The organism is Nocardia sp. NPDC051832 (assembly GCF_040681285.1).
Lineage (GTDB): Bacteria > Actinomycetota > Actinomycetes > Mycobacteriales > Mycobacteriaceae > Nocardia.
Genome location: NZ_JBFAYL010000001.1, coordinates 301504 through 327820, shown reverse-complemented (window position 1 = coordinate 327820; position 26317 = coordinate 301504). Strand labels below are relative to the sequence as shown.

Below are 26317 nucleotides of genomic sequence, written 5' to 3'. Positions count from 1 at the left end.
CGGGGCCGCCGGTTCAGTGGTAACGGCGGTGGTCGAGGTTGAACTCGTCGGCGACGGTGGCGGCGAGTTCGACATAGGCGCGCTTGGCGTGCTTGCTCAGGCGGTGCAGGTCGATCTCGGCGCCCTCGGAGAGGTGATCGTCGAACGGGATGATGTGCACCGCGCGGCAGCGCGAGAGGAAGTACTCGCGCAACTGCTGGATGCCGACGTTTACCGAACCCTCACGCGGCAGGTTGATCACGACGACCGCGTTGCGGACCAGATGGTCGTGGCCGTGCAGGGACAACCAGTCCAGCGTGGCCGCGGCGCTGCGCGCGCCGTCGATCGCGGCCGAGGAGATCAGCACCAGCGAGTGCGCGAGGTCGAGGACGCCGCTCATCGCCGAGTGCGTCAGACCGGTGCCGCAGTCGGTGAGGATGATGTTGTAGTACCGCTGCAGGATACGCGCGACGGCCCGGTACTCGTGCTCGTCGAACTGCTCCGACGCGGCCGGATCCCGTTCCGAGGCAAGCACTTCCAGGCGGCTGGTGGCCTGCGAGGTGTGCTTGCGGACATCGGAGTAGCGCTCCACGTTCGGGTCCAGCAGCAGATCGCGCACGGTCGAGCGGGTCTGCAACGGGACGCGCTGGGACAGGGTGCCGAAGTCCGGGTTGGCGTCCACCGCGATCACGCGGTCGCCGCGGATCGAGGCGAAGATCGAGCCGAGACCCATGGTGGTGGTGGTCTTTCCGACGCCGCCCTTCAGCGACAGCACCGCGATCCGATAGTCGCCGCGCACGGGCTGCCGGATCCGCGCCACCAGCTCCTGCAGCCGCAACTCCTCCGCGGACATGCCGGGATTGATAGCGCCGCCGGACATGTGATGCACGGCCTTACGCCAGCCGCCGCCGGGCGCCTTCTTGGCCCGGCGCAGCGGCACGTCGTCCAGCGACGGCGGGGGGCCACCATGATTCGGCCGCGGTCCGTTGCTCCACTGGCCGCCCTGTTGCGGGGCCTGCGGCTGATCCCAGCCCGAAGGCTGCGGACCGGCGCCTTGCCCCGGGCCACCGGGCGCGTAGCCACTGGGCGCTTGCCCGCCCGGCCCGGGCTGCCCGTTGAACGGCGGGTTCGGCTGATTGAACACACCCGGGTCCCGGCGTTCACCGGGTGCGGGCTGATCCCCGGCCGGTGCCCGCTGCCCGCCCACCGGTGGGGCGTAAGCGCTTTGGCCGGGCTGCGCGTTGAACGGCTGGCTCGGCGGCTGGTTGAACACGCCGGGATCGCGGCGCTCGCCCGGCGCGGGCTGATCGCCCGCCGGGGCGCGCTGGCCGCTCGCCGGCGGTGCGTAGGGATTGGCCTGCCCGGTGAACGGCGGGTTCGCGCCGACTTGGTCACCGCTGGGAGCACGCTGCCCACTGCCCGGCGGAGCGAAGTCGGTGGGCTGTCCGCTGCCGGGCTGGTTGTACAGGCCGGGATCGCGGCGCTCGCCTGGGCCCGCCGGGTCACCGACAGAGGCGCGCTGCCCGCTCGCGGGTGCGGCGAAAGCGTTGGCGTCACCCGACTGTTCGTATCGGCCAGGATCGCGGCGTTCGCCGGTCGCATCACTCGGCTGCCCTGGCGGCTGGTTGAAGACGCCGGGGTCGCGACGTTCGCCAGGGGCAGGCTGATCGCCGACCGGTGCACGCTGCGCACTCGCGGGCGGTGCGAAAGCGTTTGCGTCACTGGGCTGTCCAGCTGTGGACCGGCTCGGCGGCTGGTTATAGAGACCGGGGTCGCGGCGCTCGCCGGACATGGGGTCGCCCACAGTTGCGCGCTGGCCACCGGGTGCGAAGGAGCTCGGATCGCCGAGTTGTCCGCTGCCGGGCTGGTCGTAGAGGCCAGGGTCGCGGCGTTCGCCGGGGGCGGGTTGACCAATTGCGGCCGGTGCGGACAGGTTCGGGTCGCTGGGCTGCCCGGTGACGGGCTGGCCCTGCGATTGGTTGTATAGGCCGGGGTCGCGGCGTTCGCCAGGCGCGGGCTCGCCACCAGGTGCGCGCCGGCTACCTGGTGCGAAGCTCGGGTCGCTGGATTGTCCGCTGCCGGGCTGGTTGTAGAGGCCAGGGTCGCGGCGTTCACCTGGCGCGGGCTGGCCACTTGCAGCCGGTGCGAATGGGTTCGGGTCGCCGGGCCGGCTGGGCGGCTGGTTGAAGACGCCGGGGTCGCGGCGTTCACCCGGGGCGGGCTGGTCGCTGACGGGTGCGCGGGAGCCTGCGGCGGGGGGAGCGAACGCGCCCGGAATGCGGCGGCCGTCGGGGCCGCGCTGTTCGCCGGGGGGTGTCGGTTCGGCCGGCGGGGTGAAAGGCGGTGGGTTCCACGGCTGTTCGGGCTGGGACTCGGCTGCCGGTTCGCTCGGCTGCGCGTTGTCCTTGTGGTCCGAAGGCAACCAGTGGCGGCCGCGCGGGATCGGGCCGGAGCCGGACTGGGCCGGATCGGCTTGCGGCTCTTCGGGGTCCAGGCCGAGGTGGCCCGGATCGGAGGGACCGGCCAGCCACGGCGGCGGACCGTCGAGGTCGCCGCGCGGCTCGCCGGTCGCCGGGGGCGGGTCGGGGAGCGGCGGGCGACCGCTGGATACCGGTGGCGCGCTGTCCGACCCGGGCGGGGGACCGGGGAGATCGGGTCGCGCGCCGGTGGGCGGGCCGTCGAAATCGCGGGACCGGGTTTCGGGTGTGCTCGGCTGTTCGCCGGTGGGCGATCCGGGCAGATACGGGCGATCAACCGGGGGTTCCGGCAAACGCGCGGGCGGCTCCGGGAGTCGCGCAGGCGGCTCGGGCAACCGTGCGGGTGATTCGGGCAGCGGCGGACGTTCGGCGGCGGGCGCTTCCGGCTCCGGCCGGGTGTAGCGGGTGGTCGCCTCGCTCGACGGCATCGGCTCGGGTGCGCCGCCGGGGGTGTCGGGCGTCTGGCCCAGCGGCTGGAAAGAGCCGCGGTGCTCGCCCGGCTGACGGGTGGGCAGACCGGGCGGCGGCGCGGTCTCGCGACTCTGCGGCCCGGACGGGCGGGAGTCCTCGGGGCGCGGTTGCGGCGGCATCGGGCGGCCGGGCGGCTGCTGACCCCAGGCGTCGGGTTGTGGCTGCGACCAGGAACCGGGACCGGCGTCGGAGCCCGGCTGCTGTGGCCGGGAACCGGGACCGGTGTCGGGGTGTTGTGGCCGGGCGGCGCTGCGGAGATCCGGAGCGGGCTGCTGTGGCTGACCCCAGGACGAATCGGACCCGCGTTCGGAAGCGGGCTCGGCGGCGTTGTCCTTGTCGCGCCCGAACAGCCCCTTGCGCTTCTTCTTCTCTTTGCGTCTGGGGGAGTCGTCGATCAGGTCTTCGTGCGGCAGATTCTGGACCGGTTCTTCGTACCCGGAGCCACCACCATCCGACTCGGCCAGCCACGGCGGCAGCATGGGCAAGCTGTCGTTGTTACGACTCACGACCTCGCCTCGCTACTGACTACAAGGATGGTGTCCGACTCGGTACGCTCGTTCACACATCCCCCTAGATCTGTTCGATCGATTTCTGGATCGCGCCCAGTTTACGCGACACTCCGGGCCCGTCGTGGGCCCGGTCACCTCGCCTTGCGCGGGCCCATTTTTGCCTGATCGGACCCCTGCCGGTAAGCTGGAGCGGCGGTGCACCTATGCGCCGACTGTTTGCATGCCTGGCTTCCTGTGAGGCTGGTTCATCCAAACAGACACCAGGCAATCAAACCAGGTTCGGGCCGAAACGCCCGTTGAACCGGGATCGCGGAGGACATGGCGAAGAAAGACGGGGCCATCGAGGTCGAGGGTCGAGTTGTCGAGCCGCTGCCCAATGCGATGTTCCGGATCGAGCTCGAGAACGGTCACAAGGTTCTCGCGCACATCAGCGGAAAGATGCGGCAGCACTACATTCGTATCCTTCCCGAGGACCGGGTGGTCGTTGAGCTTTCCCCCTACGACCTGTCCCGCGGCCGCATCGTTTACCGCTACAAGTGATCGTTAGTTGATCACCCGCCCGGCTCCGCCGGGCCCACAGAACTTCCCCAGTCTTCCGGCTGGGGAAAAACTGTGTTCACACCTGTGTGAACCAAGAAAGATTGGACGGACGTGAAGGTTCAGCCGAGCGTCAAGAAGATCTGCGAAAAGTGCAAGGTGATCCGCCGCCACGGCCGGGTCATGGTGATCTGCGACAACCTGCGTCACAAGCAGCGTCAGGGCTGATTCAGCCTCAGTGATCGCCAGCCAAGCACCGAATGCAGTTCGGATTGGCTAAAAGAAGAACTCCCAGCTCCAGCCGCGCACTGCGGAACAATCCGGGTTTTCCCGGGGGTGCGTGCGCCAACCACCGGTACTGAGGCCGGTGCCCCGCCAAGACGATGGGGAACGGACAGGGAGCAGACCTCAGCAACATTAAGGAACCTGCCACATGGCACGTCTCATGGGCGTTGATCTCCCGCGCGAAAAGCGCATGGAGATCGCGCTGACCTACATTTTCGGAATCGGGCGTACCCGCGCCAAGGAGATCCTGGACGCGACCGGCGTCAGCCCGGACCTGCGTTCCAAGGACCTCAGCGACGAGCAGGTCACGCAGCTGCGTGACTACATCGAAAGCTCGGCCCTCAAGGTCGAAGGTGACCTGCGCCGCGAGGTGCAGGCCGATATCCGTCGCAAGATCGAGATCGGCTGCTACCAGGGCCTGCGCCACCGTCGTGGCCTGCCCGTGCGTGGCCAGCGCACCAAGACCAACGCGCGTACCCGCAAGGGCCCGAAGCGCACCGTCGCCGGCAAGAAGAAGTAGGGATAACCGATGCCTCCGAAGAGTCGTACCTCGGGTCCTAAGAAGACCCAGAAGTCGCGTCGCCGGGATAAGAAGAACGTCCCGCTGGGCCACGCGCACATCAAGTCCACGTTCAACAACACCATCGTGTCGATCACCGACCCATCGGGCAACGTCATCTCCTGGGCGTCCTCGGGTCACGTCGGCTTCAAGGGTTCGCGTAAGAGCACCCCGTTCGCCGCGCAGCTCGCTGCCGAGAACGCTGCCCGCAAGGCGCAGGAGCACGGCGTGAAGAAGGTCGACGTGTTCGTCAAGGGCCCGGGTTCGGGCCGTGAGACCGCGATCCGTTCCTTGCAGGCCGCCGGCCTCGAGGTCGGCACGATCTCCGATGTCACCCCGCAGCCGCACAACGGTTGCCGTCCGCCCAAGCGTCGTCGCGTCTAGCGGGAAAGGAACAGATAACAAATGGCACGTTATACAGGCCCCATCACCCGCAAGTCGCGTCGTCTTCGCGTCGACCTCGTCGGCGGAGACCAGGCGTTCGAGCGTCGTCCTTACCCGCCCGGCCAGCACGGCCGCGCGCGGATCAAGGAATCCGAGTACCTGATGCAGCTGCAGGAGAAGCAGAAGGCTCGCTTCTCCTACGGCGTCATGGAGAAGCAGTTCCGCCGGTACTACGAAGAGGCCAACCGCCTCAAGGGCAAGACCGGTGACAACCTCCTCCGTCTGCTCGAGTGCCGTCTGGACAACGTCGTGTACCGCGCCGGTCTGGCTCGCACCCGTCGTCAGGCCCGTCAGCTCGTCTCGCACGGCCACTTCATCGTCAACGGTGTCGCGGTCAACGTCCCGAGCTACCAGGTCACCCAGTACGACATCATCGATGTCAAGGAGAAGTCGCTCCCGACGCTGCCGTTCCAGGTCGCGCGCGAGACCGTCGGCGACCGCCCGGTTCCGGGTTGGCTGCAGGTGATCCCGGGCCGTCTGCGGATCCTGGTGCACCAGCTGCCCGAGCGCGCTCAGATCGATGTGCCGCTGACCGAACAGCTGATCGTCGAGTACTACTCGAAGTAAGCAGTGCAGTGCGTAATCGCCTGTCACGCAGGCGATTACGCACAACCCCCATAACGTGGGCATCAAATAGTGGGTGCCCGTACAGGAGGATGATCCAACATGCTGATTTCCCAGCGCCCCACGCTGACCGAAGAGGTCGTGGCGGAGAACCGCTCGAAGTTCACCATCGAACCCCTCGAGCCGGGCTTCGGTTACACCCTCGGCAACTCGCTGCGTCGTACCCTGCTGTCCTCGATCCCGGGGGCCGCGGTCACGAGCATCCGCATCGACGGCGTTCTGCACGAGTTCACCACCGTCCCCGGTGTGAAGGAAGATGTCACCGACATCATCCTGAACCTCAAGGGCCTGGTCGTGTCCTCGGAAGAGGACGAGCCGGTGACCATGTACGTGCGTAAGCAGGGCCCGGGCACCGTCACCGCCGGTGACATCGTGCCGCCTGCCGGTGTTGTCGTGCACAACCCGGACATGCACATCGCCACCCTGAACGACAAGGGCAAGCTGGAGATCGAGCTCGTCGTCGAGCGCGGTCGCGGCTACGTCCCCGCCGTTCAGAACAAGGCCTCGGGTGCGGAAATCGGCCGGATCCCGGTGGACTCGATCTACTCGCCGGTGCTCAAGGTGACCTACAAGGTCGAGGCCACCCGTGTCGAGCAGCGCACCGACTTCGACCGTCTGATCCTGGACGTGGAGACCAAGAACTCCATCAGCGCCCGGGACGCGCTCGCCTCGGCGGGCAAGACCCTCGTCGAGCTCTTCGGCCTGGCCCGTGAGCTCAACGTCGAAGCCGAAGGCATCGAGATCGGCCCCTCGCCGGCCGAAGCGGATCACATCGCTTCGTTCGGTCTGCCGATCGAGGATCTGGACCTCACCGTCCGGTCCTACAACTGCCTCAAGCGCGAAGGCGTGCACACCGTGGGCGAGCTCGTTGCCCGCACCGAGTCGGATCTGCTGGATATCCGCAACTTCGGCCAGAAGTCCATCGACGAGGTCAAGGTCAAGCTGCATGCGCTTGGTCTCTCGCTGAAGGACAGCCCGGCCTCGTTCGATCCTTCTTCCGTGGTGGGTTACGACGCGAGCACCGGAACGTGGAGCGACAGCGGCACGTTCAGTGACACCGATGGCGGCGAGCAGGACTACGCCGAGACCGAACAGCTCTAGGCCGCCGGGGCAGGCATGCCCCGACTTGGCCTTACTCAAGGAGAAAACCAATGCCCAAGCCCAAGAAGGGTGCCCGCTTCGGCGGGTCGGCGTCGCACCAGAAGGCGATCTTCGCCAATCTGGCTACGGCGCTCTTCGAGCACGGTCGGATCACGACCACCGAGTCCAAGGCCAAGGCCGTGCGGCCCTACGCCGAGAAGATCATCACCAAGGCGAAGGGCGGCACCCTGGCCGACCGTCGCGAGGTGCTGAAGGTCATCCGCAACAAGGATGTCGTGCACAGCCTCTTCGCGGAGATCGGCCCGTCGTTCGAGGGTCGTGAGGGTGGCTACACCCGGATCACCAAGACCGTCCCCCGCAAGGGTGACAACGCTCCGATGGCGATCATCGAGCTGGTCCGCGAGAAGACCGTGACCAACGAAGCCGATCGCGCCCGTCGCGTGGCCGCTTCGCAGGCCGCTCCGGCCGCCGAGGTCGAGGCCGAGGTCGTCGAGGAGGCCCCCGCGGCCGAGCCGGCCGCCGAGGTCGCCGAGGCTCCGGCCGACGAGGACAAGAAGGACGCCTGATTCGTCAGGAGTTCTCGAACGAGCCCGCCACCCGATTGGGTCGGCGGGCTCGTTCGCTTTGCGCACAACGACTTTCGAGCCGGTGAGGTGAATCCGTGGAGGATGCGATGAACTCGATTCGGGAACGTGCCGTGGCGGCGCTGCCCGCAGCCGGCACAGTGCGGGTGCGTCTCGACATCTCTTATGACGGTACGGATTTCATCGGCTGGGCGCGGCAGCCCGGCATGCGCACGGTGCAGGGCGTGCTCGAGGAGTCGCTGAGCAAGGTCTTCCGGGAGCCGATCGGGCTGACCGTTGCCGGGCGTACCGACGCGGGTGTGCACGCCGAGGGGCAGGTCGCCCACTTCGACACCACCGCAACGGATTTCGACGGCGCGAAACTGGTGCACCGGATGGCGCGCTTCCTGCCGAAGGATGTTCGCATCAAGGACGCGCGCCTCGCGCCCCCCGAATTCGACGCCCGCTTCTCCGCGATCCGCCGCCATTACGCCTACCGGCTCACCACCGCCCCGTACGGCGCCGAGCCGCTCGAGGCCCGCAGCGTGGTCGGTTGCCGCGCTAACGTCGACCTGGAGGCCATGCGCGAGGCTTCCCAGAAACTGCTGGGGCTGCACAACTTCGCGGCCTTCTGCCGCCGCCGCGACGGCGCGACCACGGTCCGCGAACTCCAGCGTTTCGACTGGGAACGCCGAGGCGACCACCTGATCGCCTATGTCAGCGCCGACGCCTTCTGCTGGTCCATGGTCCGCAGCCTGGTCGGCGGGATCCTCGCCGTCGGCGAGGGCCGTCGAACCCCCGACTGGGTCGGCGGCCTGTTGCTGGAAACCGAACGCTCCAGCTCGGTGACCGTCGCGCCCGCGCACGGCCTGTCCTTGATCGCCGTCGACTATCCTGCCGACGCTGACCTGGCCGCTCGTAACCTCCAGACGCGTGAAGTGCGCACAGTCCCCGACGCAGGCTGCTGCGGCGACTGACCCGGTCCAGCGCGTCACGTCGGCTCGGTGGAACAAACCTGGGTGCCGGTCGCGTTGCGGAGGGAATGGCATTCGACGAACTTGGACGGTACGGAGTCTGGCTTCCTTTCAACGCGCTCAGCCCGGAGCAGGCGCGTGAACTGGAGGAGCTCGGGTATGGCGCGCTGTGGCTGGGCAGCTCGCCCGGCGAGGACGACCTCGTTGTCGCCGAAAACCTTTTAGCGGCAACGCAATCGCTCACTGTCGGCACCAGCATCGTGAACATCTGGAAGACGCCCGCCGCGCAGGTCGCCGAGGTGTTCCACCGGATCGAGGCCGCGTACCCAGGCCGCTTCCTGCTCGGCATCGGTGCGGGCCATCCCGAGGCCAACACCACCTATCGCACGCCTTACGAGGCTTTGGTCGAGTACTTCGACGAACTCGACGCGGCCGGTGTCCCCAAGGAGCGCCGCGCGCTTGCCGCCCTGGGTCCCCGCGTGCTGAAACTGGCCCGCGATCGCTCGCTCGGCGCGCTGCCGTACCTGGTGCCGGTGCAGCACACCGCCAGTGCCCGGGCGATTCTCGGCGACGGCGCCCTGCTCGCCACCGAACACAAGGTCGTCATCGACGAGGATCCGGTGCGCGCCCGCATTACCGCCCAGCCTCGCACCTCCTTCTACCTCGGCTTGCAGAACTACGTCGCGAACCTGCGCCGCTTCGGCCTGACCGACGAGGATCTGGCCGCTCCCGGCGGCGACCGCTTCTACGACGCGGTGGTGGCCCACGGCACCGCCGAAGCCGTCGCCGCGAAACTCGACGCCCACCTGCAAGCCGGCGCCGACCACGTCGCGATCCAGCCCCTCGCCGACGACCCGCTCCCGACCCTGCGCACCCTCGCCCCGCTGCTGAAGTAGCGCCCGCCGCATCGACGCTTCGCACACCGAGTCGCTTTCGCGCATAGGCAGCAGCCGATGCGTTGGCGCTGTTCGGTGTGCGATCCGGGTGTACCTCGGGCTGGGGCCGGTGTATGTCGCCGTCGGCCGCTGGTGTGCGGGCGGGAGCGGGTGTCGGCTGCGGGTGGATGGGAGCAGCTGTGTCGCTGATGATTTGCTGCGGCGGCTGAATCGGCGTATTTCTGGCTATTGTGCCTGGATGGATCAATTGAAACCGGCGATTAACTGTCGGGTTCGCGGTATTCGGGGTTGGGGGTGGGAGCATGGGGCCGTGAGTGGTCTTACTGCCGATTTCGCCGGAGATGCAGTTCCGCCGGGAGATGCGCTGCGGTGCAGGGTGATCCGGTTTGGCGGGGGTGGGGCGGCGGTGGCAACATTGCTGGGTGATAACCACCTGGTCAGGAGTGAATGCGCGTTCCGCGGGTGGAAGGCGGGCCGGCCGTGCAGATGAGTCTTGAGTCTGCCGCTGGTCCCGGTGATCTACTCGGCGCGGCAGACGCCCTGGCGGACGAAACCTTGGTCTATTGGCCGGAATTCATCGACGACCTGCATGTTCCGTCCACGCGGTGGGCGCCGGCGCGGGTGGATGCGTTTCAGGGTGCGAGCAGCTATGCCCGTTATGACGAGGATGTCGAGGTCGCGCTGGCTCGGGCTTCGTCCTTCGATGCGCGCCGAACACGCTGGTACATAACGAGTTCGGCGGAACCGCAGCTGTGTGTGTACCTACAGACTGCCGGGCGGACCCGAATCGAGGTGGGCGAGCGCACCTTCGAGGTCGGGCCCGGTGAGATGGTGCTCTTCGACGGTGGCCGTCCCGTCGGCTGGGCCGCCGAGGACGCCTTCGAACAGGTGTCGGTGCGCGTCCCGCTACGCCGGCTGCGGGAGCACAGCGGGTTGCGTCGCTTGGAAGTGCCCGAGGCGGTGCGCGTCGCGCCGGACAGTCCGCTCGGCGTCATCGCGCGCTTCCTGCGCGGCGTGGCCTATCAGCAGCTGACCGTGCCGGAACAGGCGGCGGCGCTGGCCGCGCACGCCGTGCCGATGCTGACCTCGGCGCTGTTGATGACCGCGGTGCACGCGCCCGGTCCGCCCGCGCTCACCGCGCAAGAGGTGCTGGCCTACATCCGTGGCAGGTACACCGATCCCGGCCTCACCGTCGACCGGATCGCCGCGGGTTGTGCGGTCTCGCGGCGCACCCTGTATCGCGTGTGCGCGGCCTTCGACGGCGGCGTCGGCGCGGTGCTGCGCCGGATGCGCGTGCGGCACGCACGGAATCTGTTGCGCGTCAGTCCCGCTCGCTCGCTGTCCGCGGTCGCTGTGGCTTCCGGTTTCGTCAACGAGCGGCAGTTCTATCGCGCCTTCCGGCAAGAGACCGGCATGACCCCGGGCGAGTATCGCAGCATCCATCGGTGACCCGTGCCCGCTGGCGCCGGCGGTGGCATGGGGGATTCGGAGCCCATCAGATCGATCGAGCTACGCTCCGGATCCGGCGTGCCGGTCGGCGCGGCGGTCGAGCGCTGGACCGGGCTGCTCGCGGAAATGTATGTGCCGAAGGCGGTTTCGCTGCGGCCGACGGCATCCTTCCATGGCTACATCAGCCTCGGCCGCTACGACGACGGGGTGGAGCTCTCCTTGCGCGGGTCGGTCGCGCAGGTCATTCGCCGGACCGAGCGCCTGATCGCGGGCGCCGCGGCGCCGTTTCTGGTCGCGGCCATCCAGACCCGGGGCGTCGGGCGCCTGCACCAGGGCGGCCGGTCGGCGGAGCTGACGCCGGGCGCGATGGTCTTCTATGACAGCGGACGGCCCTTCCGCTGGGAGATCGATTCCGATTGGGAGCAGGTCGTCGTGCGTGTTCCGTTGCAGACCTTGTGCGAGCGCAGTGGTGTTGGGCCACAGGATATTCCGACCGCGATCGGCGTCGCGGCAACCAGCGCCGCGGGCGTGGCCGCGCAATTCTTCAGCGGAGTGGCGCGGGTGCAGCGCACCGCGCCGCGGCAGGCGGCGCAACTCGCCGCGGACAGTGTGGCGCTGCTGGCCTCGGCGGTGCAGCTGGCTGCGGGCGCCGGCCCGGGCAACGCGCCTGCCCTGGGCATGACGCGAGAACAGGTGCTGGCCTTCATGTCTCGGCACTGCGCCGATCCCGCCCTCACCGTGGACGCGATCGCGCGGGCCTGCGCGGTCTCGCGCCGCACGCTGTATCGCCTGTTCGAAGGCGCCGACGGCGGCATCGGCGCGGTGCTGCGGCGGCTGCGGGTGGAGCGGGCGCAGCGGCTGCTCTGCGCGGCTCCGGCGTGGCCGCTGTCGGCCGTGGCGACGGCTTCCGGCTTCGCCACCGAACGTCAGTTCTATCGCGTGTTCCGGAACGAAATCGGGGTGACACCAGGTGAATACCGCGCTCGATGTGATTGTGGCATGCATTGTCCGAACCCTGGCACGGGCTGCCAGTGTGAAGCTTCAACCTAGCCGGAACAGTTAGTGAAATATTGTCCGCTCACTTACTGGAAACGGGAGTCTTCTATGTCGGAACGGGTACGGGTCGCCGCGGTCCAAGCCGAGCCGAGGTGGCTCAGCCTGCAGGAGGGCATCGAGCAAGTCACCGGGTTGATCGCGCAAGCGTCTCGCATCGGGGCCCAATTGGTGGCATTTCCGGAAACTTTCGTGCCCGGGTACCCCTGGTGGATGTGGCTGAACACCAAGGGCTGGGGTGCGGAATTCACCGCCCGGTATCGCGACGCCTCGATGACGCGCGAAGGCGAGGAAATCCATGCCGTCCTGGAAGCCGCACGGGCGCACCGGATCCACGTCGTACTCGGCTTCAGTGAGCGAGCGGGCGACGAGCTGTTCATGTCGCAGGCGCTGATCGATCAGCACGGGATGCTGCGCGCGGTCCGCCGAAAACCGGAACTGAACCGGCTGGAGAGCCAGGTCTTCGAGCCCGGCGGCGCCCATCAGCCACGCGCCTACGACACCGCGCTCGGCCGGATCGGAATGCTGAGCGGCAGTGAGCATTTGCAAGCCGTCGCCCGCCAGCAGATGTACCGCACCGGTGAGCAGATCCACATCGCCTCCTGGCCCGGTTTCGCGATCTACCGCGGCGCTACCCGTGGGCGCGGGCATTGGGCCAACGCCTCGGCCAGCCTGCTGTATTCGGTGGAGAGCGCCAGCTTCGTGATCGCGCCGACCGCGATCGTCGACGTCGCCGGCTGGGAGCTGGACGGGCCGTCCGGTCCACAGACCCGGCTGCTGCACAACCCGGGTGGTCTCACCACGATCTACGGACCCGACGGTCACGAGCTCGGCGCCGCGCCCAGCGAGAAGCGTTCCGGTCTGGTCTACGCCGATCTGGACTTCGCCGCGCTCGGCAAGCCGCGTCCTGCCTATCCGGTCAACGCCCAGCTCAACCCGGAGATCTACCGGGGGCCGGCCGGAAACCAGGTCGCCGCACGGATGGTGAAGCGCTCGTTCTGAGGCCGTTCGCGCCTGGCCCCGGCTGGGATCGCCGGGGCCGGGACGGTTTGCTGGAAGGGAACTGGGGATCGTCCTAAAGGACTGTTAGGAAGCGCCCGGCACACTTCCGTAACAACTGTGGCGACCGACACACTCATTTCCGATGGCGCGAAGAAGCGTCGAAGGAGGTAGGTCAATGTCCACAGTGTTGAGTAAGACGCCGGAGCCCAATCCCGCTCCATTATCGGCGCCGACCAGCACCCGGCGCGCGGTTCTGAATACGCTCAAAGGGTCGTCGGGAAATCTCGTCGAGTGGTACGACGTCTATATTTACACCGTTTTCGCGACTTATTTCCAGGATCAGTTCTTCGCGCCGGAGGACGAGAACTCCACCGTCTATGTTTACGCGATCTTCGCGGTCACCTTCTTGATGCGCCCGATCGGCTCCTGGTATTTCGGGCGGTACGCCGACCGGCACGGCCGCCGCTCCGCGCTGGTGTTCAGCGTGACCCTGATGGCGGTCTGTTCCTTCGGCATCGCGATCATGCCCACCCGGGAGAGCATCGGCGTCGCCGCCGCGGCGATACTCATTCTCTTCCGGTTGATCCAAGGCTTCGCCACCGGCGGTGAATACGGCACTTCGGCGACCTACATGTCCGAGGTGGCGACGGCCGGCAAGCGCGGCTTCTTCTCCTCGTTCCAGTACGTCACGCTGGTCGGCGGCCACGTGCTGGCGCAGGCCACCCTGCTGGTCATGACCGCGTTCCTGGACAAGGGGCAGATTCAGGACTGGGCCTGGCGCATCCCGTTCGCCATCGGCGGACTGGCGGCGATCGTGGTGTTCTGGCTGCGGCGGGACATGGACGAGTCGCTGTCCAAGGAACACCTGGACGCGGCCCGCTCGGGTGCGGACAGCTCCTCGGGGTCGATGAAGGAATTGGTGGTCCGGTACTGGCGGCCGCTGCTGCTGTGCTTCCTGATCACCATGGGCGGCACCGTCGCGTTCTACACCTACAGCGTCAACGCCCCGGCGATCGTGAAGACCGCGTACAAGAACGACGCCATGGTCGCGACCTGGATCAACCTGATCGGCCTGATCTTCCTGATGTGCCTGCAACCGGTGGGCGGCTGGATCAGCGACCGGGTCGGCCGCAAGCCGCTGCTGGTGTTCTTCGGGGCGAGCGGAGTGATCTACACCTACTTCCTGATCACCTTCCTGCCGAAGACCCACAATCCGTTCGCCACCTTCGGATTGCTGGCCATCGGGTACATCATTCTGACCGGATACACCTCGATCAACGCCCTGGTCAAAGCCGAACTGTTCCCGGCTTCCATCCGGGCGCTGGGCGTGGGAATGGGTTATGCGCTGGCCAACTCCGCCTTCGGCGGCACCGCGCCGGTGATTTACCAAGCCATGAAGAAGGCCGATATGGTTCCGCAGTTCATCGGCTATGTCACCCTGCTCATCGCGGGCTCGCTCCTGGTCTACATCTTCTTCTTGAAGAACAAGTCCACCACCGAGCTCGACCGCGAGGCAGGCCACGCCTTCGAGCCGGCGAGTGCGCCGGCCGCGCCCGCCACACCGGCTCGGGTCTCGTAGGCGGCGTGGTTGCGAATGTGTTGCGCGCGTCCGCCGGCAACGAGGTCGAACGGTACCGAGCGTGACCTCGTTTCCGCACGCTGATCAACCGGCCGCCGCGCCGATCCGCCCGCTATGGGAGGATCGGCGCGTGCGGCTTGCGGTTGTCGAAGATGATGATGGCGTTGGCGACGCCTTGGTCGAGGCGCTCAACGCCCGCGGCTACCGCGCCGAACGCAAGCGCCGGGGCAGCGACCTGCTGCTCGATCACCGCGGCTACGACGCCGTCATCCTGGATCTCGGCCTGCCCGACGCGGACGGGTTGCAGATCCTGCGCCAGCTGCGCGCCGTCAGTTCGGTGCCGGTGCTGGTGCTGACCGCGCGCAGTGACGAGCGCTCGATCGTGCGCGGACTTCGCGGCGGGGCCGACGACTATCTGGTGAAGCCGCCCCGGATCGCGGAGTTGATGGCCCGGCTGGAGACCGTTCTCCGCCGTGCCGCGGTCGCTACCCAGCCGACTCCGCCGGTCGTGGTCACCGGAGACGTGCGCGTCGACCTCGCGACCCGTGTCGTCGAGGTCGCCGGGAAGCCGATCTCGTTGACGCCGAAGGAATTCGAACTCGTGGAAGCGCTCGTCGAACGACCGGGCTCGGCCGTCAGCCGGCAGCAGCTCATGGACCGGATCTGGGGTGACGCCTTCGTAGCCGTATCCCGCTCCCTCGATGTGCACATGACCGCGCTGCGCGCGAAGCTGGACCGGCCCGGCCTGATCACGACCATCCGCGGCTACGGCTACCGGTGGGGCGAATGACCGGGGGCCGTTTCGGAAGGGAAGTGCGGTGCGGCGCAGGCTTCTCTTCGCGCTGACGGTTTTCGCCGCGATCGCCGTGCTGGCGTTCGCGGTACCGCTGTCGCTGACGTATGCGACGAGCCGGACCCAGGAGCTGGTGCTCGGACGCAACGGCGACGCGGATCGGTTCGCGACCATCGCCGACGCCGCCGTGGCGGACAAGGATCCGCGCGCGCTGGTCGAGGAGATCGTGCGGTACCACGAGCTATACGGCGAGAACGTGCTCGTCGTCGACGCGCGTGGCGCGACCACCGTCAACGCCGGAGTGGACATCACCGATCCGGCGATCGCCGCCGCTGTGGCCGGCGCGCGGCGCAACCTGCGACCGCGTCCGGTACAACGACTGAACCCCTTGGGCAATTCGACCATGCTGGTGGCGCGACCGGTCGGAACCGGTGTACAGGTCAACGGCGCCGTGGTGATCGAGGCGTCGACGGAGCGAGCGCGCAGCGATATCGCCAAGGCGTGGGCGGTGATCGGCGCGGGTGGCGTCGTCGCGATGGCGGTGTTCACCATGCTCGCGCTGACCCTCAGCCGCTGGGTGCTGCGACCGCTGGCGGCGCTGTCAGCCGCGGTGGCCGCCCTGACCGCGACCCTGCCGAAGCCGCGCACCGGCGCGGCGGCCCCGGTGTCGATCGCCCGGCACTACGGTGGCCCGCCCGAAATGCGGGCTGTCGCCGAATCTTTCGACGCCATGGCGTTGGCGGTCGCCGACTCCGTGGACGCGCAACGGCAACTCGTCGCCGACACTGCTCATGCCATGCGAAATCCCTTGGCGGCCTTGGCGATCCGATTGGACTCGCTGGAGCTCGACATCCCCGACACGGCCGCGCCGATCTTCCGTCGCGCCAGCGCCGAAGTCGACCGGATCACGGCACTGCTCGACGGCCTGCTCACCCTCGCGGTCGCCGAAACCCCCACCGCCTTCGACCTGACCGCCAACGACCCCGAAAACCACTGCGACGCCAGACAAGTTGTGGCCGACCGGATCGACGCCTGGCACTCCGCCTTCGAAACCGCGGGCATGGAGTTGCGGACCGAGGTAATCCGCCACCGGTCGCCGGACCTATCCACCGACCGTTCCGCCCGCGCCGAGGGCAGCCGGACCGGTTCGGAGGCAGCCGCGCAGCGCAGTCGATCCGGTGCCCTGACGTTGCGCGAGGACTCGGAATCGCGAACCGGCACAGCGGAATTCCACGCCGAGGACGCAAAGTCGGAGCCTGAACCGCCCGCCCCGAACTGGGACGGTCACCCGGCCCCAAGCGCTCGCCCCGCCGCCCTTACCGAAGTCGCCCTCCCCGCCGACATCCTCGCTCAGATCCTCGATGTCCCGCTGAGTAACTCCTGCCGCTACGCCGGTTCCGGTGCCGAGACCACCGTCACCGTTGCCACCGACCCCGGCTGGGTCACCATCACCATCCGCGACAACGGCACCGGCGTCCCCCGCGAAGAGATCGACAAACTCACCACCCGCTTCTTCCGCGGCTCCTCCGCCCCCGCCGGCGGCTCCGGCCTCGGCCTGCCCATCGCGGCCGCCCTCGCCCAATCCCGCGGCGGCACTTTGACTGTCGAACCCGCCCGCCCCAACGGCCTCGCCATCATCCTCCGCCTCCCCGCGGTGGTCCCCGCATGAACCACACGACTCTTCGCGACTCTGCGCCGTTGATCGGTGGGCCGCACGCGATGCTGAGTGCGGTGGGGAGCTGCCGCAACCCTGTGCAAGTGGCCGATGAGCGGCGCTCCGCAGTCGGCCTTCGCCGCTATCTCGATGCGTTGTTCGGCGAATGGCGTGCGGTGGTCGGTGCGCTCGAAAGCCATTGTGGCCGTATGTTGTTCGAGGTTCGGGCGGCTGGCTGCTCGGCGGTGGGTGCGGTTTGTGTCCAGCTCGGGCCGGTGGCGCAGGTGCGGCGGGGGGTGGGGGTGTGATGGATCGGCGTGGGTTTTTGGGGTTGGCGGCTGCTGGTGTGGTGGCGGGGGTGGCTGCTGGGTGTGGGGTTACTTCGGGGGCGGGGACGGTGCGGTTGGGGTCGGGGGAGCCGGGTGGGTTCTATAACGCGTTTGCGCGGTTGCTGGCTGATGTGGCGGATCAGGCGGGGACGGTGCGGATCGATCCGATCGATACGTATGGGTCGCGGACGAATCTGACGATGTTGGTGCGGGGGGAGGTGGATGCCGCACTGGCGCTGGTGGATTCGATCGAAGGCGGCGAGCAGGTGCTGGCGCTGGGGCGGGTCTACGAGAATTATCTGCAGCTGGCGGTGCGGGCGGACAGTCCGATTCAGCGGATCGCCGACCTGCGGGGGACCCGGGTGAATCTGGGTGCGGTCGGGTCGGGGGCCGCGTTGACCGGTGAGCGGTTGCTGTGGGCGGCGGGGTTCGTGCCGGGGGTGGACGTGACGGTCGAGCATCGTGGGCTACGGAACGCGGTGGCGGCGTTGGATTCCGGGGGAGTGGACGCGCTGCTGTGGGCCGGTGGCGTGCCGACGGCCGCGCTGGCGGTGCCGCGGCTGCGGCTGCTGGATCTGGATGAGCTCGCGACGCCGCTCCGTGCGCGGTTCGGGCACGTCTATGACCGCGTGCAGATTCCCGCCGACGCCTACCCGGGCGGCTCCGCGGTGCACACGATCGGCGTCGCGAACCTGCTGCTGGCCGCGCCGTCCTTGCCGGACGCCGCCGCGGCCGCGATCGTCGACCTGCTGTTGACTCGCGCCGACGCGCTGGTGCCCGCCGAGGCTGCGGGCACCCAGTTCCTGGATGCCCGTTCCCTCACCGGCACCGGCTCGATCGCCCTGCATCCGGGCGCCGCCGAGGTCTACCGCCGCCACCACGGCTGACGGTCAGGAGCGGACGAGACGCGCGATGGCGTCGGTGGCTTCCTTGATCTTGGCTTCGGCCTCGGGGCCGCCCGCGACAGCCGCGTCGACGACGCAGTGGCTGATGTGGTCTTCGAGCAGGCCCATGGCGACGGCTTGCAGCGCCTTCGTCATCGCGGAGACCTGGGTGAGGATGTCGATGCAGTACTTCTCTTCTTCGACCATGCGCTGCAGACCGCGGGCCTGGCCCTCGATCCGGCGCAACCGCTTGAGGTAGTCGTCCTTGGCGGTGATGTAACCGTGGGCGGAGTGGTCGTGTCCGCCGGTTTCCGGGGTGGTTGTCACCGGTGTTCTCCTCGTCCTAGCAGTGGCCGGGTTGATCTTCGCAGACGCGGGCGCTCCGGTCGTGTCGTTATACCCCCCTAGGGTACATGCGAACGCGCGGGTTGTCAGGTGCGCGCGGGTTCGTCGAGCGCGTCGGTCAGCCCGTATGGATCCAGATCCTCGGACCGGCTCTGCCGCGCCAGCACGATCCCGCCGATCACCACCACGCTGCCGGCCAGCTGGATCGGCGCCACCGCCTCGCCGAGCAGCAGCCACGACAGCGCCACCGCGAACATGACCTCGCTGAGCAGGATCAACGACATGAGCGTCGATCCGATCCGCGCCGCACCCGCCACGCCGCACAGGTACGCGATCACCGTGCTGATCAGAATCAGCAGTGTCAGCGACAGCCACGCCGGAATCCGGTGCTCGGCCAGGGTGACGGTGCCGGCGCCGAGGTGCACCGGCAGCACCTGTGTGAGGGCGAGAACCCAACTGGTGACCGCCGCCACGGTCAGCCCGGTCCCGAGCAGCACGACCGGCCGCACCTGAGCTGTCGTGCGCTCGGACAACAGGAACAGCGCCGCGTTGCATACCATCGACAGCCCGGCCCAGCCGAGCCCCGGCAGGCTCAGGCCGCCCGCGTCGAACACATTGATGACCAGCGCCGCACCGCCGATGGCGAGCGCCGCGCCCACCATCGTCGCGATACTCGGCCGCTGCCCCCGCACCGCCCAGTTCCACCCGATCACCGCGATCGGCGCCAGGAACTGAATCATCAGCGACACCCCGACCTGCAGATGCTCCAGCGACAAAAAGAATGTCGCCTGGACGCCGGTGATCGCGACCACGCCGAAAGCGATGATCGCCCGCGCGTGCCGAACACTCGCCCGCAACCCAGCCGGATCCCGCCACGCCGCCAGCGCCATGAGCACCGCTGCCGCCCCGGTCAGCCGAATCGCCAGCACCGCCCCCGGCGACCAGTCCGCCCCCAGCACCGATTTCGCGAACGACCCCGAACTCGCGAACGCCAGCCCGCTCGCCACCGTCAGCCACACACCAGCCTGCGCCCGCGTCACAACCCACCTCATCTGAACTCGAAACATCCCATCTTTGCTGAGCCGGTGGCCGCCGGAATCATCTGGGTCCGCCGGAGTGGCTACGATCCCGAATCTATGGGTCGGCCGACGGCAGAGGGGCGGACTCAACGCGCCGTGCAGGGGACTCCACGCGCCTCACGACGTAACCCCGGTGTGGCGGCGACGAAGTGAAACGAGAGAATCGCAGGCATGAGTGCGCATCCCCGGCCTGCCCTCGCCGTCATCGGTGGCAGTGGTTTCTACGACTTCTTCGACAACGACGCGACGCATGTCGAGGTCGATACCCCCTATGGCAAGCCGAGCGCGCCGGTCGCGATCGGCGAGGTCGAGGGCCGGGCGGTGGCATTCATCCCGCGGCACGGCAAGCAGCACGAATTCGCGCCGCACACGCTGCCGTACCAGGCCAACATGTGGGCGTTGCGCGCACTGGGCGTGCGACGGATCTTCGCGCCGTGCGCGGTGGGCAGCCTGCGCGCCGACTGGGGGCCGGGCACGGTCGCGGTGCCGGACCAGCTGGTCGACCGCACCTCGGGCCGCCCGCAGACCTTCTTCGACGGCGGCGGCGTGCACGTCTCCTTCGCCGATCCGTACTGCGACGAACTTCGCACCGCCGCAATCAAATCCGAGGCCGGCGCGCTGACGGTCAAGGGCTCCGGCACCATGGTGGTCGTCCAGGGTCCGCGCTTCTCCACCCGCGCGGAGAGCCGGTGGTTCGCCGGGCAGGGCTGGGATCTGGTCAACATGACCGGTCATCCGGAAGCCGTTCTCGCCCGTGAACTCGAAATGTGCTACGCCGCAGTGGCTTTGGTCACCGACCTGGATGCGGGCCTGGAAGAGGGCGACGGCGTGCACGCGGTCGATGTCTTCGCCGAATTCAAGCGCAACCTCGATCCGTTCAAGGAACTGATCCGCGGTGCTGTCGCCGCAGTCGACAGCACCGAAACCTGTGAGCGCTGCACCGTGCATACCGGCGTCACGCTGCCCTTCGAACTTCCGTAAACCGTTGGGGTGGCTGGACATCGGAGTGTCCGGCCGCCTGTCCGGTGCTCCCGCCGAGTTGCCGGCACCGCTCGATCTACCATGATCCGGTGAGTCAGCCGGAACCATCCGGCGGCAGAACGCGGGTGGACATGATGAAGGTGCTGGTAACCGGGGCTGCCGGGTTCATCGGATCGCATGTGCGGCGGGCACTCGCCGAAGCGGGACACGACGTGGTGGGGATCGACCTGCTGGCGGAACCCGTGCACGGTGCGGACGCGGAACCGCCGGAGGGAGTCGCGCGGATCGACATCCGTGACATGGAAGCTCTCGCGCCGGTGCTGCGCGGCGTCGATGTCGTCTGCCATTTCGCCGCCGCCACCGGATCCGCCTACCGCCCAGCCGAGTACGCGGCGCACAACGACCACGGCACCGCCGTGCTGTTGGCAGCGATGCGGGAGGCGAAGATCCGCCGCCTGGTCCTCGCCTCCTCGGTCACCGTCTACGGCGAAGGCCGCTACCGCACCGTGCGGGGCGGCCCGTTCTTCCCCGGCCTGCGCTCGCGCGCCGACCTCGACCGCGGCATGTTCGACCATCGTGCCCCGCGCACCGGCGAAATTCTTACCTGGGAAGCGGTCTCCGAGGACGCGCCCCTGCGTCCCCGCGGTTTCTACGCGGCAAGCAAAGTGGCCCAGGAGAATTACGCCTTCGCCTGGGGACTGTCCACGGGCGCGGCGGTCACCGTCCTGCGCTTCCACTCGGTGTACGGCGAAGGCGCGCACAGCGGCCTGCCCGCCCAGGTCCGCGCCGCCCTCGCCGCGGGCGCCGCCCCGCGCGTCTTCGAAGACGGCGGCCAAGTGCGCGATTTCGTCCATATCACCGACGCCGTGTCCGCCACCCTCGCCGCCGTGGACCGTGCCCTCCCCGGTTTCGTCCCTTTGAACATCGCCTCCGGCCACCCGATCACCAGCTGGGAGGTCGCCTCCATCATGACCAAAGCTCAGAGCGGCCCCGATCCCCTCGTCACCGGCCAATACCACCTCCCGGACGTCCGCCACTTCGTCGCCGCCCCCACCCGCGCCCACCACGCCCTCGGCTTCACCGCCACCACCCCACCCCGCACCGGCCTAACCGATTACGCCACCGCCCAGCCCCTCTCGGCAGTAGAAACCACCCGCCCCGTCGCCAGCGAGCCGTAACACTGCGCACCGACTGGCCCCTGGATCGCCCGCCGCCACCCTGCCAGCGCCAAATCCAGCGGTACGGAAATCTCGAACCGCCCGCGCGAGTCGAACTTCCGGCTCGGCTTCGGGTTGCGCGGATGCGCCGTGATCGGTGGGAGGCCCCAGAGCGGGACATGGCTGTGGCATCGGTCGAGTGGCCTCCTCGCTCATGTCCCACTATGCGCGCGAAGCGCCGGGCTAGGCTCGCCGTGTGGATAACCCGTTGCGGCTCGAGGTGATCGTGGCCAGTACGCGGCCGGAGCGATTTGCTCCGGTGGTGGCGGACTGGTTTGTGGGGGCTGCGCGGGCCCGGGGCGAATTCGATACCGGCGTCATCGATCTCATTGATGCCGGGCTGCCGGAGAACCTGACCGATGGCCCTGCGGCGGAAGCCTTCCGGACCCGATTGGCGGCTGCGGACGGCTTTGTCGCAGTGACCTCGGAGTACAACCACGGCTATCCGGCATCGCTGAAGACCGCATTCGACACCGCGAAGCATGAATGGCGTGCCAAGCCCGTCGGTTTCGTTTCCTACGGCGGGCTCTCCGGTGGGCTGCGGGCGGTGGAACAGCTGCGTCAGGTCGTCGCCGAACTTCATATGGTTTCGGTCCGCGAAACCGTCAGCTTCCATCAAGCCAAGAAGCAGTTCGACAAGTCCGGGCAGACGCACGACGGCGCCGCCATCGATGCCGCCGACCGCATGCTCACCCAACTTGCCTGGTGGGCAACAACTCTCCGCTCGGCCCGGACCAACACTCCCTATCCGAGCTGACTCCCGGCGCGGGTGATCAGTGCATCGGTCCCGCGCCCTGCATTTGGCGCTGGCGGCCGCGGGGGTGGCCGATGTAGGTGGCTTCGCGGGGGATCGAGACCAGGGTCAGGTCGACCTGGGCGGTTCCGGTGCGCAGGATGACGTGGTTGCCGATCGCGCCGGGCTGGTGGACCGACAGGTCGGGGCGGGTGGCGGGCCAGCCCATCGGGTCGCCGGTGACGTAGATGGTGGTGACACCGGCGTGCGGGGCGGGGGCGAGGACGCCGTCGACCACGGTGGCGGTGAAACCCGCGTCGGACTGGTGGGTTTCGACGGCGATGGTGAGGCGTTCGGGGTTGCCGACGGTCTGGACCAGCTGTTCCCAGGCGTGCGCGCGGTCGGTGCGGATCAGGATGCGCTCGCCGACGGCCAGCGCGCGGAACACCAGCTGCTGGGCCAGGTACAGCTCGCCCGCCACGTACACGGTCGAAATACCCTGGCCGATAATACGAACCGCCACACCCTGGTTCTCCTCATCGGAGCCGATCAGCTGACCGCAGCCCGAGGACGGCAGGTGCAGCGCGCCGATGACATCGATCGGGTACTCGGTCATCGGGACGGTGTCGTCGACGCCGGGCGCGGCCAGCGGCATGTGCGCGAGCAGTCCGTCGCGATGCCGGCCGGCCATCGAGATCATGCCCTTGAGCTTCGACCGCTCCGGCAGCTCCCGTGCCGTCAAACGCCAAGCGGCGCCGATGCTTACGGTTTCCGCGGAGCTGCCCGGACGCAACCGCACGGCGACGGTGGTGCCGCGCGACGGCGCGACCCACAGCTGGGCGAGCAGGTCGGAGCCGAGGCGCTTCGGGTCGACCGCCGCGCCGATGTTCACGGCGTTGCCGATCTCGGCGTAACGCCAGCGATGGGTCAGGTTGCGCGGATCGAAACCCGCGGTGATCTGCAGGACGGCCTTACGGATTTCCGGGGCGGTGAGGATACGGGCGTTGCAGTCGCCGTCTTCGAGCGCGCGCATAATCCGTTGTGTCGCAATGGTTACCGCGCGCGAGGCGCCTTCGGTGCCGCCGCCGCGCCGGGCCGAGGCCTCCGGGCAGGCGATGGCGTCGAAGCTGATGGCCAGCCACACGGCGCGGTGCGCGGTGGCGGGCAGCGGGCCCAGCAGCGATTCGTAGATCTTGCCGGCGGGTGTGCCGGCGCGGCTGCGGTGGCCGTGGCTGATGATGTCGATGCCGCTGAGCAGAATGTCGTGCTGGTTGAGGCACTTCGCGAGCTCGGGCAGCGGCAGCAGATGCGAGGCGTGCACCGTGGAGGACGAGATCCGGGTGAGCCCACCGCGCGGGGGCAGCACCTCGACGACGGTGACGACGCGGCTGCCGTCCCAGTACAGGCCGAGGGAGCGGTCGTCGGGTCCGCGGAAATCGACGGTGTCACCGATCTGGTAATCGGTCTTGGTGATGTAGCGCCACCAGGTCGCGATCCAGTCGAGAATTGTCCGTTTGGCGATCGGAATCAGCGGAATCAGCGCCGCCGCAACGGCAATGCCGAGCGCGATCCATTTATCGAGTCCCAGTAGCAGCGCGACCGAGCCGAAAACCAGCGCGACGACCTGCGCGACCAGCAGGTTCTGTAGCGAGATCCGACCAAAAAGCGGGCGTGGTCCCGCCCCGGTGGATTCAGCCATCATCGTCCCCCAAATAACCGGTATCGGCCGTGATCTACCGGCCGAGCTGAACAAGACTCCCCGGGAACTGTACTGTGTTGCCCGGACGTGAGCACTGTTCGGGGGAGGAAAGATGCCTTCAAAACCCACTACGCGCTGGCAGGTGAGCGGTTATCGCTTCCTGGTGCGCCGCATGGAGCACGCTTTGGTGCGCCGGGATGTGCGCATGCTGCACGACCCGATGCGTTCCCAGTCGCGAGCCTATGCGGCCGGCCTGGTGCTGGGGATTGTCGTATTGGCCGGTTGTGGCATTCTCGCGCTGCTCCGCCCGCAGGACAAAATCGGCAGCAACACCTTGCTGATCGGTAAGGAATCCGGCGGCGTCTACGTGGTGATCGACAATGTCGTGCACCCCGCGCTGAACCTCGCCTCGGCCCGCCTGGCCTCCGGGGAATCGGGCAAGGCCGCCACCGTGAAGGAATCCGAGCTCAGCAAGAAGCCGCGCGGCCAGCTGATCGGTATTCCCGGCGCGCCCGCCACCCTGCGGTTCGACAAGGACGGCAAGGGCCGCACCTGGTCGGTGTGCGATGTCCGCACCGGCGCCGGCAGCACCGATCTCACCACCACCGTGGTCGCGGGCAACCCGGAGCTCGGCGCGAAGGCCTCGATCATGCCCGGCGACAAAGCGCTGCTGGTGAAGGCCAAGGACAAGACCTACCTGGTGTACGACAGCAAGCGCGCCGAGGTCGACATGAACGAGCGCGCCGTCACCGACGCGCTGGGCATCACCGGGGAAAAGGTGCAGAAGGTCAGTGAAGGCCTGCTGAACGCCATCCCCGAGGTGCTGCCTTTGAAGGCGCCCAAGTTCGAAAACCGCGGCGGCTCGGTGAGTTACACCATCAACAACCATCGCATCGGCGATGTGGTGCAGGTGCCCACGGAGAACGACAAGTTCTACGTCGTGCTGGCCGACGGTTTGCAGCCGGTCACGCAGCTGACCGCCGACATCATCAAGAACTCGAACCCGCAGCAGTCGCCCGACACCCGCATCAGCCAGGCCGAACGCACGAACGCGCCGGTCTCCAAGGCGCTGCTGATCGAGGACTACCCGAAGGTCGCGCCGAAACTGGTGCCGCAGGACGACCAGCTGGTCAGCTGCCTGTCCTGGAAGCCGATCCCGGAGGCCGCGGACAACAAGGACGGCAAGCGCGCCGACCTCACCGTCCTCACCGGCGTGAAGCTGCCGATCCCGGACAACGCCAAGACCGTCGCGCTGGCGCAGGCCGACGGCTCCGGCGCCAACGCCGACTCCGTCTACATCCCGCCGGCCACCGGCGCCTTCGTCCAGACCACCGGTATCGAACCCGAGAGCCGGCGCAAGGACAGCATGTTCTATGTCGCCGACACCGGCGTGCGCTTCGGCATCAAGAACGCCGACGCGCAGAAAGCCCTGGGCATGGACACCGACGCCGGCGTGAAGCCCGAACCGGCGCCCTGGCCGATCGTCGGATTGCTGGCCAACGGACCGACTTTGGGCCGTGAGGAAGCGATGGTCGCCCATGACGGCGTCGCTCCGGACGCGTCGCCGGCCAAGCAGACCGTCGGGAAGACCAGCGGCTAGCTCGGCACCGCTCTGGTGCGTCCCGCGACGCACCAGAGCGTGAGGAGCGGACAGAGCATCAGCAGTTCACTGGCCGCGAGGCTCGACGGCGGGTGGAAGAGCAGCCAATCATCCGGCAGTAGCGTCAGAATCAGCACGACCGTCTGCCCGAGCAGCACAAGCAGGCAAGCCGACGTGATCAGCCGTCGCCCGATCAGGTAGAACGGCGCGATCAGTGCCGCGCCGAGCACCAGCAGTACGGCGACGAACCCGAACGCGTAGTGCGCGACCAGCAGCATGTGCTGCGGGCTGAGCCCGACCTCGCCGAGTCGCAGGTAGGTGCCGTCCTGGAACTGTGGGCGCGTGGATTTGTCCCAGGCGGTCAAGGATTCGAAACTCCAGACGATCGCCCCGAGGATCGCCAGCGCGACGCCCACCGCCCGCCGGGTTGGCAGATATCCCCGATCCGCGCCCGCCGCGACACCCGCACCACTCATGACAAACCCCGCTCACTCCGCACCC

The 26317-nt window shown here is 68.2% G+C and carries 26 protein-coding genes; 21 read left to right on the top strand and 5 right to left on the bottom strand.

Annotated features, from left to right (window positions below; all coding sequences use genetic code 11):
- Positions 1-13: 13 nt before the first annotated feature.
- The gene (locus tag AB0M14_RS01550) at positions 14-3433 is read right to left on the bottom strand and encodes an AAA family ATPase (protein WP_364987097.1); all 3420 of its coding nucleotides are present in this window, start codon (positions 3431-3433) and stop codon (positions 14-16) included.
- 321 nt (positions 3434-3754) lie between these two features.
- On the opposite strand from AB0M14_RS01550, the gene infA reads away from it, so the two are divergent.
- The 17 genes from infA to AB0M14_RS01465 all read left to right on the top strand — a co-directional run bounded on the left by infA (position 3755) and on the right by AB0M14_RS01465 (position 18165).
- Positions 3755-3976 carry a translation initiation factor IF-1 gene (gene infA / locus AB0M14_RS01545; protein WP_003418601.1) on the top strand — a complete coding sequence of 74 codons (222 nt, stop codon included), beginning with the start codon at positions 3755-3757 and terminating at the stop codon, positions 3974-3976.
- Between the two features lie 111 nt (positions 3977-4087).
- Positions 4088-4201 (top strand): 50S ribosomal protein L36, encoded by a 114-nt coding sequence (gene rpmJ, locus AB0M14_RS01540; RefSeq protein ID WP_011207363.1) that lies wholly within the window; start codon positions 4088-4090, stop codon positions 4199-4201.
- Between the two features lie 205 nt (positions 4202-4406).
- Positions 4407-4778: a 30S ribosomal protein S13 gene (rpsM, locus tag AB0M14_RS01535; protein WP_364987094.1), complete on the top strand. Its 372-nt coding sequence runs from the start codon at positions 4407-4409 to the stop codon at positions 4776-4778.
- Positions 4779-4787: 9 nt separating this feature from the next.
- A complete protein-coding gene (gene rpsK / locus AB0M14_RS01530) occupies positions 4788-5201 on the top strand; it encodes a 30S ribosomal protein S11 (RefSeq protein ID WP_209883949.1) in 414 nt (137 codons plus the stop codon).
- Positions 5202-5222: 21 nt separating this feature from the next.
- On the top strand, positions 5223-5828 hold the full coding sequence (rpsD, locus tag AB0M14_RS01525; RefSeq protein ID WP_209883947.1) for a 30S ribosomal protein S4: 606 nt from the start codon (positions 5223-5225) through the stop codon (positions 5826-5828).
- 99 nt (positions 5829-5927) lie between these two features.
- A complete protein-coding gene (locus tag AB0M14_RS01520) occupies positions 5928-6986 on the top strand; it encodes a DNA-directed RNA polymerase subunit alpha (RefSeq protein WP_067785162.1) in 1059 nt (352 codons plus the stop codon).
- Positions 6987-7036: 50 nt separating this feature from the next.
- Positions 7037-7552: a 50S ribosomal protein L17 gene (gene rplQ, locus AB0M14_RS01515; RefSeq protein ID WP_364987089.1), complete on the top strand. Its 516-nt coding sequence runs from the start codon at positions 7037-7039 to the stop codon at positions 7550-7552.
- A 164-nt stretch (positions 7553-7716) separates the two neighbouring features.
- The gene (gene truA, locus AB0M14_RS01510) at positions 7717-8526 is read left to right on the top strand and encodes a tRNA pseudouridine(38-40) synthase TruA (RefSeq protein WP_364991212.1); all 810 of its coding nucleotides are present in this window, start codon (positions 7717-7719) and stop codon (positions 8524-8526) included.
- A gap of 65 nt (positions 8527-8591) precedes the next feature.
- Positions 8592-9419, top strand: a complete 828-nt coding sequence (locus AB0M14_RS01505) for an LLM class F420-dependent oxidoreductase (protein ID WP_364987086.1) — start codon at positions 8592-8594, stop codon at positions 9417-9419.
- A gap of 486 nt (positions 9420-9905) precedes the next feature.
- Positions 9906-10868 carry a helix-turn-helix domain-containing protein gene (locus AB0M14_RS01500; protein WP_364987083.1) on the top strand — a complete coding sequence of 321 codons (963 nt, stop codon included), beginning with the start codon at positions 9906-9908 and terminating at the stop codon, positions 10866-10868.
- Positions 10869-10895: 27 nt separating this feature from the next.
- The gene (locus tag AB0M14_RS01495; protein WP_364987080.1) at positions 10896-11918 is read left to right on the top strand and encodes a helix-turn-helix domain-containing protein; all 1023 of its coding nucleotides are present in this window, start codon (positions 10896-10898) and stop codon (positions 11916-11918) included.
- Between the two features lie 54 nt (positions 11919-11972).
- A complete protein-coding gene (locus tag AB0M14_RS01490) occupies positions 11973-12923 on the top strand; it encodes a nitrilase-related carbon-nitrogen hydrolase (RefSeq protein ID WP_364987076.1) in 951 nt (316 codons plus the stop codon).
- Positions 12924-13098: 175 nt separating this feature from the next.
- On the top strand, positions 13099-14502 hold the full coding sequence (locus AB0M14_RS01485; protein ID WP_364987073.1) for an MFS transporter: 1404 nt from the start codon (positions 13099-13101) through the stop codon (positions 14500-14502).
- A 130-nt stretch (positions 14503-14632) separates the two neighbouring features.
- Positions 14633-15292: a response regulator transcription factor gene (locus tag AB0M14_RS01480; RefSeq protein ID WP_364987070.1), complete on the top strand. Its 660-nt coding sequence runs from the start codon at positions 14633-14635 to the stop codon at positions 15290-15292.
- Between the two features lie 28 nt (positions 15293-15320).
- Positions 15321-16964 carry a HAMP domain-containing sensor histidine kinase gene (locus AB0M14_RS01475; protein WP_364987066.1) on the top strand — a complete coding sequence of 548 codons (1644 nt, stop codon included), beginning with the start codon at positions 15321-15323 and terminating at the stop codon, positions 16962-16964.
- Positions 16961-17257: a hypothetical protein gene (locus AB0M14_RS01470; protein ID WP_364987062.1), complete on the top strand. Its 297-nt coding sequence runs from the start codon at positions 16961-16963 to the stop codon at positions 17255-17257. The genes AB0M14_RS01475 and AB0M14_RS01470 overlap by 4 nt, the downstream gene beginning before the upstream one ends.
- The gene (locus tag AB0M14_RS01465; protein WP_364987059.1) at positions 17257-18165 is read left to right on the top strand and encodes a TAXI family TRAP transporter solute-binding subunit; all 909 of its coding nucleotides are present in this window, start codon (positions 17257-17259) and stop codon (positions 18163-18165) included. The genes AB0M14_RS01470 and AB0M14_RS01465 overlap by 1 nt, the downstream gene beginning before the upstream one ends.
- Positions 18166-18168: 3 nt before the next feature.
- Here the strand turns inward: AB0M14_RS01465 and AB0M14_RS01460 are convergent, their stop codons facing one another.
- Positions 18169-18489 carry a metal-sensitive transcriptional regulator gene (locus AB0M14_RS01460; protein WP_194817391.1) on the bottom strand — a complete coding sequence of 107 codons (321 nt, stop codon included), beginning with the start codon at positions 18487-18489 and terminating at the stop codon, positions 18169-18171.
- A gap of 104 nt (positions 18490-18593) precedes the next feature.
- A complete protein-coding gene (locus AB0M14_RS01455) occupies positions 18594-19547 on the bottom strand; it encodes a DMT family transporter (RefSeq protein ID WP_364987055.1) in 954 nt (317 codons plus the stop codon).
- Between the two features lie 210 nt (positions 19548-19757).
- Here AB0M14_RS01455 and AB0M14_RS01450 point away from each other — a divergent pair, with 210 nt between their 5' ends.
- The 3 genes from AB0M14_RS01450 (at position 19758) to AB0M14_RS01440 (ending at position 22541) form a co-directional block, all read left to right on the top strand.
- On the top strand, positions 19758-20567 hold the full coding sequence (locus AB0M14_RS01450; RefSeq protein WP_364987052.1) for an S-methyl-5'-thioadenosine phosphorylase: 810 nt from the start codon (positions 19758-19760) through the stop codon (positions 20565-20567).
- An 89-nt stretch (positions 20568-20656) separates the two neighbouring features.
- Positions 20657-21745 carry an NAD(P)-dependent oxidoreductase gene (locus AB0M14_RS01445; RefSeq protein WP_364987048.1) on the top strand — a complete coding sequence of 363 codons (1089 nt, stop codon included), beginning with the start codon at positions 20657-20659 and terminating at the stop codon, positions 21743-21745.
- Positions 21746-21980: 235 nt separating this feature from the next.
- Positions 21981-22541 carry an NAD(P)H-dependent oxidoreductase gene (locus AB0M14_RS01440; protein WP_364987046.1) on the top strand — a complete coding sequence of 187 codons (561 nt, stop codon included), beginning with the start codon at positions 21981-21983 and terminating at the stop codon, positions 22539-22541.
- Between the two features lie 16 nt (positions 22542-22557).
- Here AB0M14_RS01440 and eccE read toward each other — a convergent pair whose 3' ends face one another.
- On the bottom strand, positions 22558-24216 hold the full coding sequence (gene eccE, locus AB0M14_RS01435) for a type VII secretion protein EccE (protein WP_364987043.1): 1659 nt from the start codon (positions 24214-24216) through the stop codon (positions 22558-22560).
- Between the two features lie 112 nt (positions 24217-24328).
- Between eccE and eccB the strand changes: the two genes are divergently transcribed.
- Positions 24329-25816 carry a type VII secretion protein EccB gene (gene eccB, locus AB0M14_RS01430; RefSeq protein WP_364987040.1) on the top strand — a complete coding sequence of 496 codons (1488 nt, stop codon included), beginning with the start codon at positions 24329-24331 and terminating at the stop codon, positions 25814-25816.
- On the opposite strand, the gene AB0M14_RS01425 is transcribed toward eccB, so the two are convergent.
- Complete coding sequence (locus tag AB0M14_RS01425) at positions 25813-26292, bottom strand: hypothetical protein (protein ID WP_364987037.1); 480 nt, start codon at positions 26290-26292, stop codon at positions 25813-25815. The genes eccB and AB0M14_RS01425 overlap by 4 nt on opposite strands.
- Between the last annotated feature and the right edge of the window lie 25 nt (positions 26293-26317).

Bases quoted from the DNA above. Each gene is read 5' to 3' on its own strand.
- infA (WP_003418601.1), top strand. From the start codon at position 3,755: ATGGCGAAGAAAGACGGGGCCATCGAGGTCGAGGGTCGAGTTGTCGAG.
- rpsM (WP_364987094.1), top strand. From the start codon at position 4,407: ATGGCACGTCTCATGGGCGTTGATCTCCCGCGCGAAAAGCGCATGGAG.
- rpsK (WP_209883949.1), top strand. From the start codon at position 4,788: ATGCCTCCGAAGAGTCGTACCTCGGGTCCTAAGAAGACCCAGAAGTCG.
- rpsD (WP_209883947.1), top strand. From the start codon at position 5,223: ATGGCACGTTATACAGGCCCCATCACCCGCAAGTCGCGTCGTCTTCGC.
- AB0M14_RS01520 (WP_067785162.1), top strand. From the start codon at position 5,928: ATGCTGATTTCCCAGCGCCCCACGCTGACCGAAGAGGTCGTGGCGGAG.
- rplQ (WP_364987089.1), top strand. From the start codon at position 7,037: ATGCCCAAGCCCAAGAAGGGTGCCCGCTTCGGCGGGTCGGCGTCGCAC.
- AB0M14_RS01505 (WP_364987086.1), top strand. From the start codon at position 8,592: ATGGCATTCGACGAACTTGGACGGTACGGAGTCTGGCTTCCTTTCAAC.
- AB0M14_RS01500 (WP_364987083.1), top strand. From the start codon at position 9,906: ATGAGTCTTGAGTCTGCCGCTGGTCCCGGTGATCTACTCGGCGCGGCA.
- AB0M14_RS01495 (WP_364987080.1), top strand. From the start codon at position 10,896: ATGGGGGATTCGGAGCCCATCAGATCGATCGAGCTACGCTCCGGATCC.
- AB0M14_RS01490 (WP_364987076.1), top strand. From the start codon at position 11,973: ATGTCGGAACGGGTACGGGTCGCCGCGGTCCAAGCCGAGCCGAGGTGG.
- AB0M14_RS01485 (WP_364987073.1), top strand. From the start codon at position 13,099: ATGTCCACAGTGTTGAGTAAGACGCCGGAGCCCAATCCCGCTCCATTA.
- AB0M14_RS01470 (WP_364987062.1), top strand. From the start codon at position 16,961: ATGAACCACACGACTCTTCGCGACTCTGCGCCGTTGATCGGTGGGCCG.
- AB0M14_RS01465 (WP_364987059.1), top strand. From the start codon at position 17,257: ATGGATCGGCGTGGGTTTTTGGGGTTGGCGGCTGCTGGTGTGGTGGCG.
- AB0M14_RS01450 (WP_364987052.1), top strand. From the start codon at position 19,758: ATGAGTGCGCATCCCCGGCCTGCCCTCGCCGTCATCGGTGGCAGTGGT.
- eccE (WP_364987043.1), bottom strand. From the start codon at position 24,216: ATGGCTGAATCCACCGGGGCGGGACCACGCCCGCTTTTTGGTCGGATC.
- eccB (WP_364987040.1), top strand. From the start codon at position 24,329: ATGCCTTCAAAACCCACTACGCGCTGGCAGGTGAGCGGTTATCGCTTC.
- AB0M14_RS01425 (WP_364987037.1), bottom strand. From the start codon at position 26,292: ATGAGTGGTGCGGGTGTCGCGGCGGGCGCGGATCGGGGATATCTGCCA.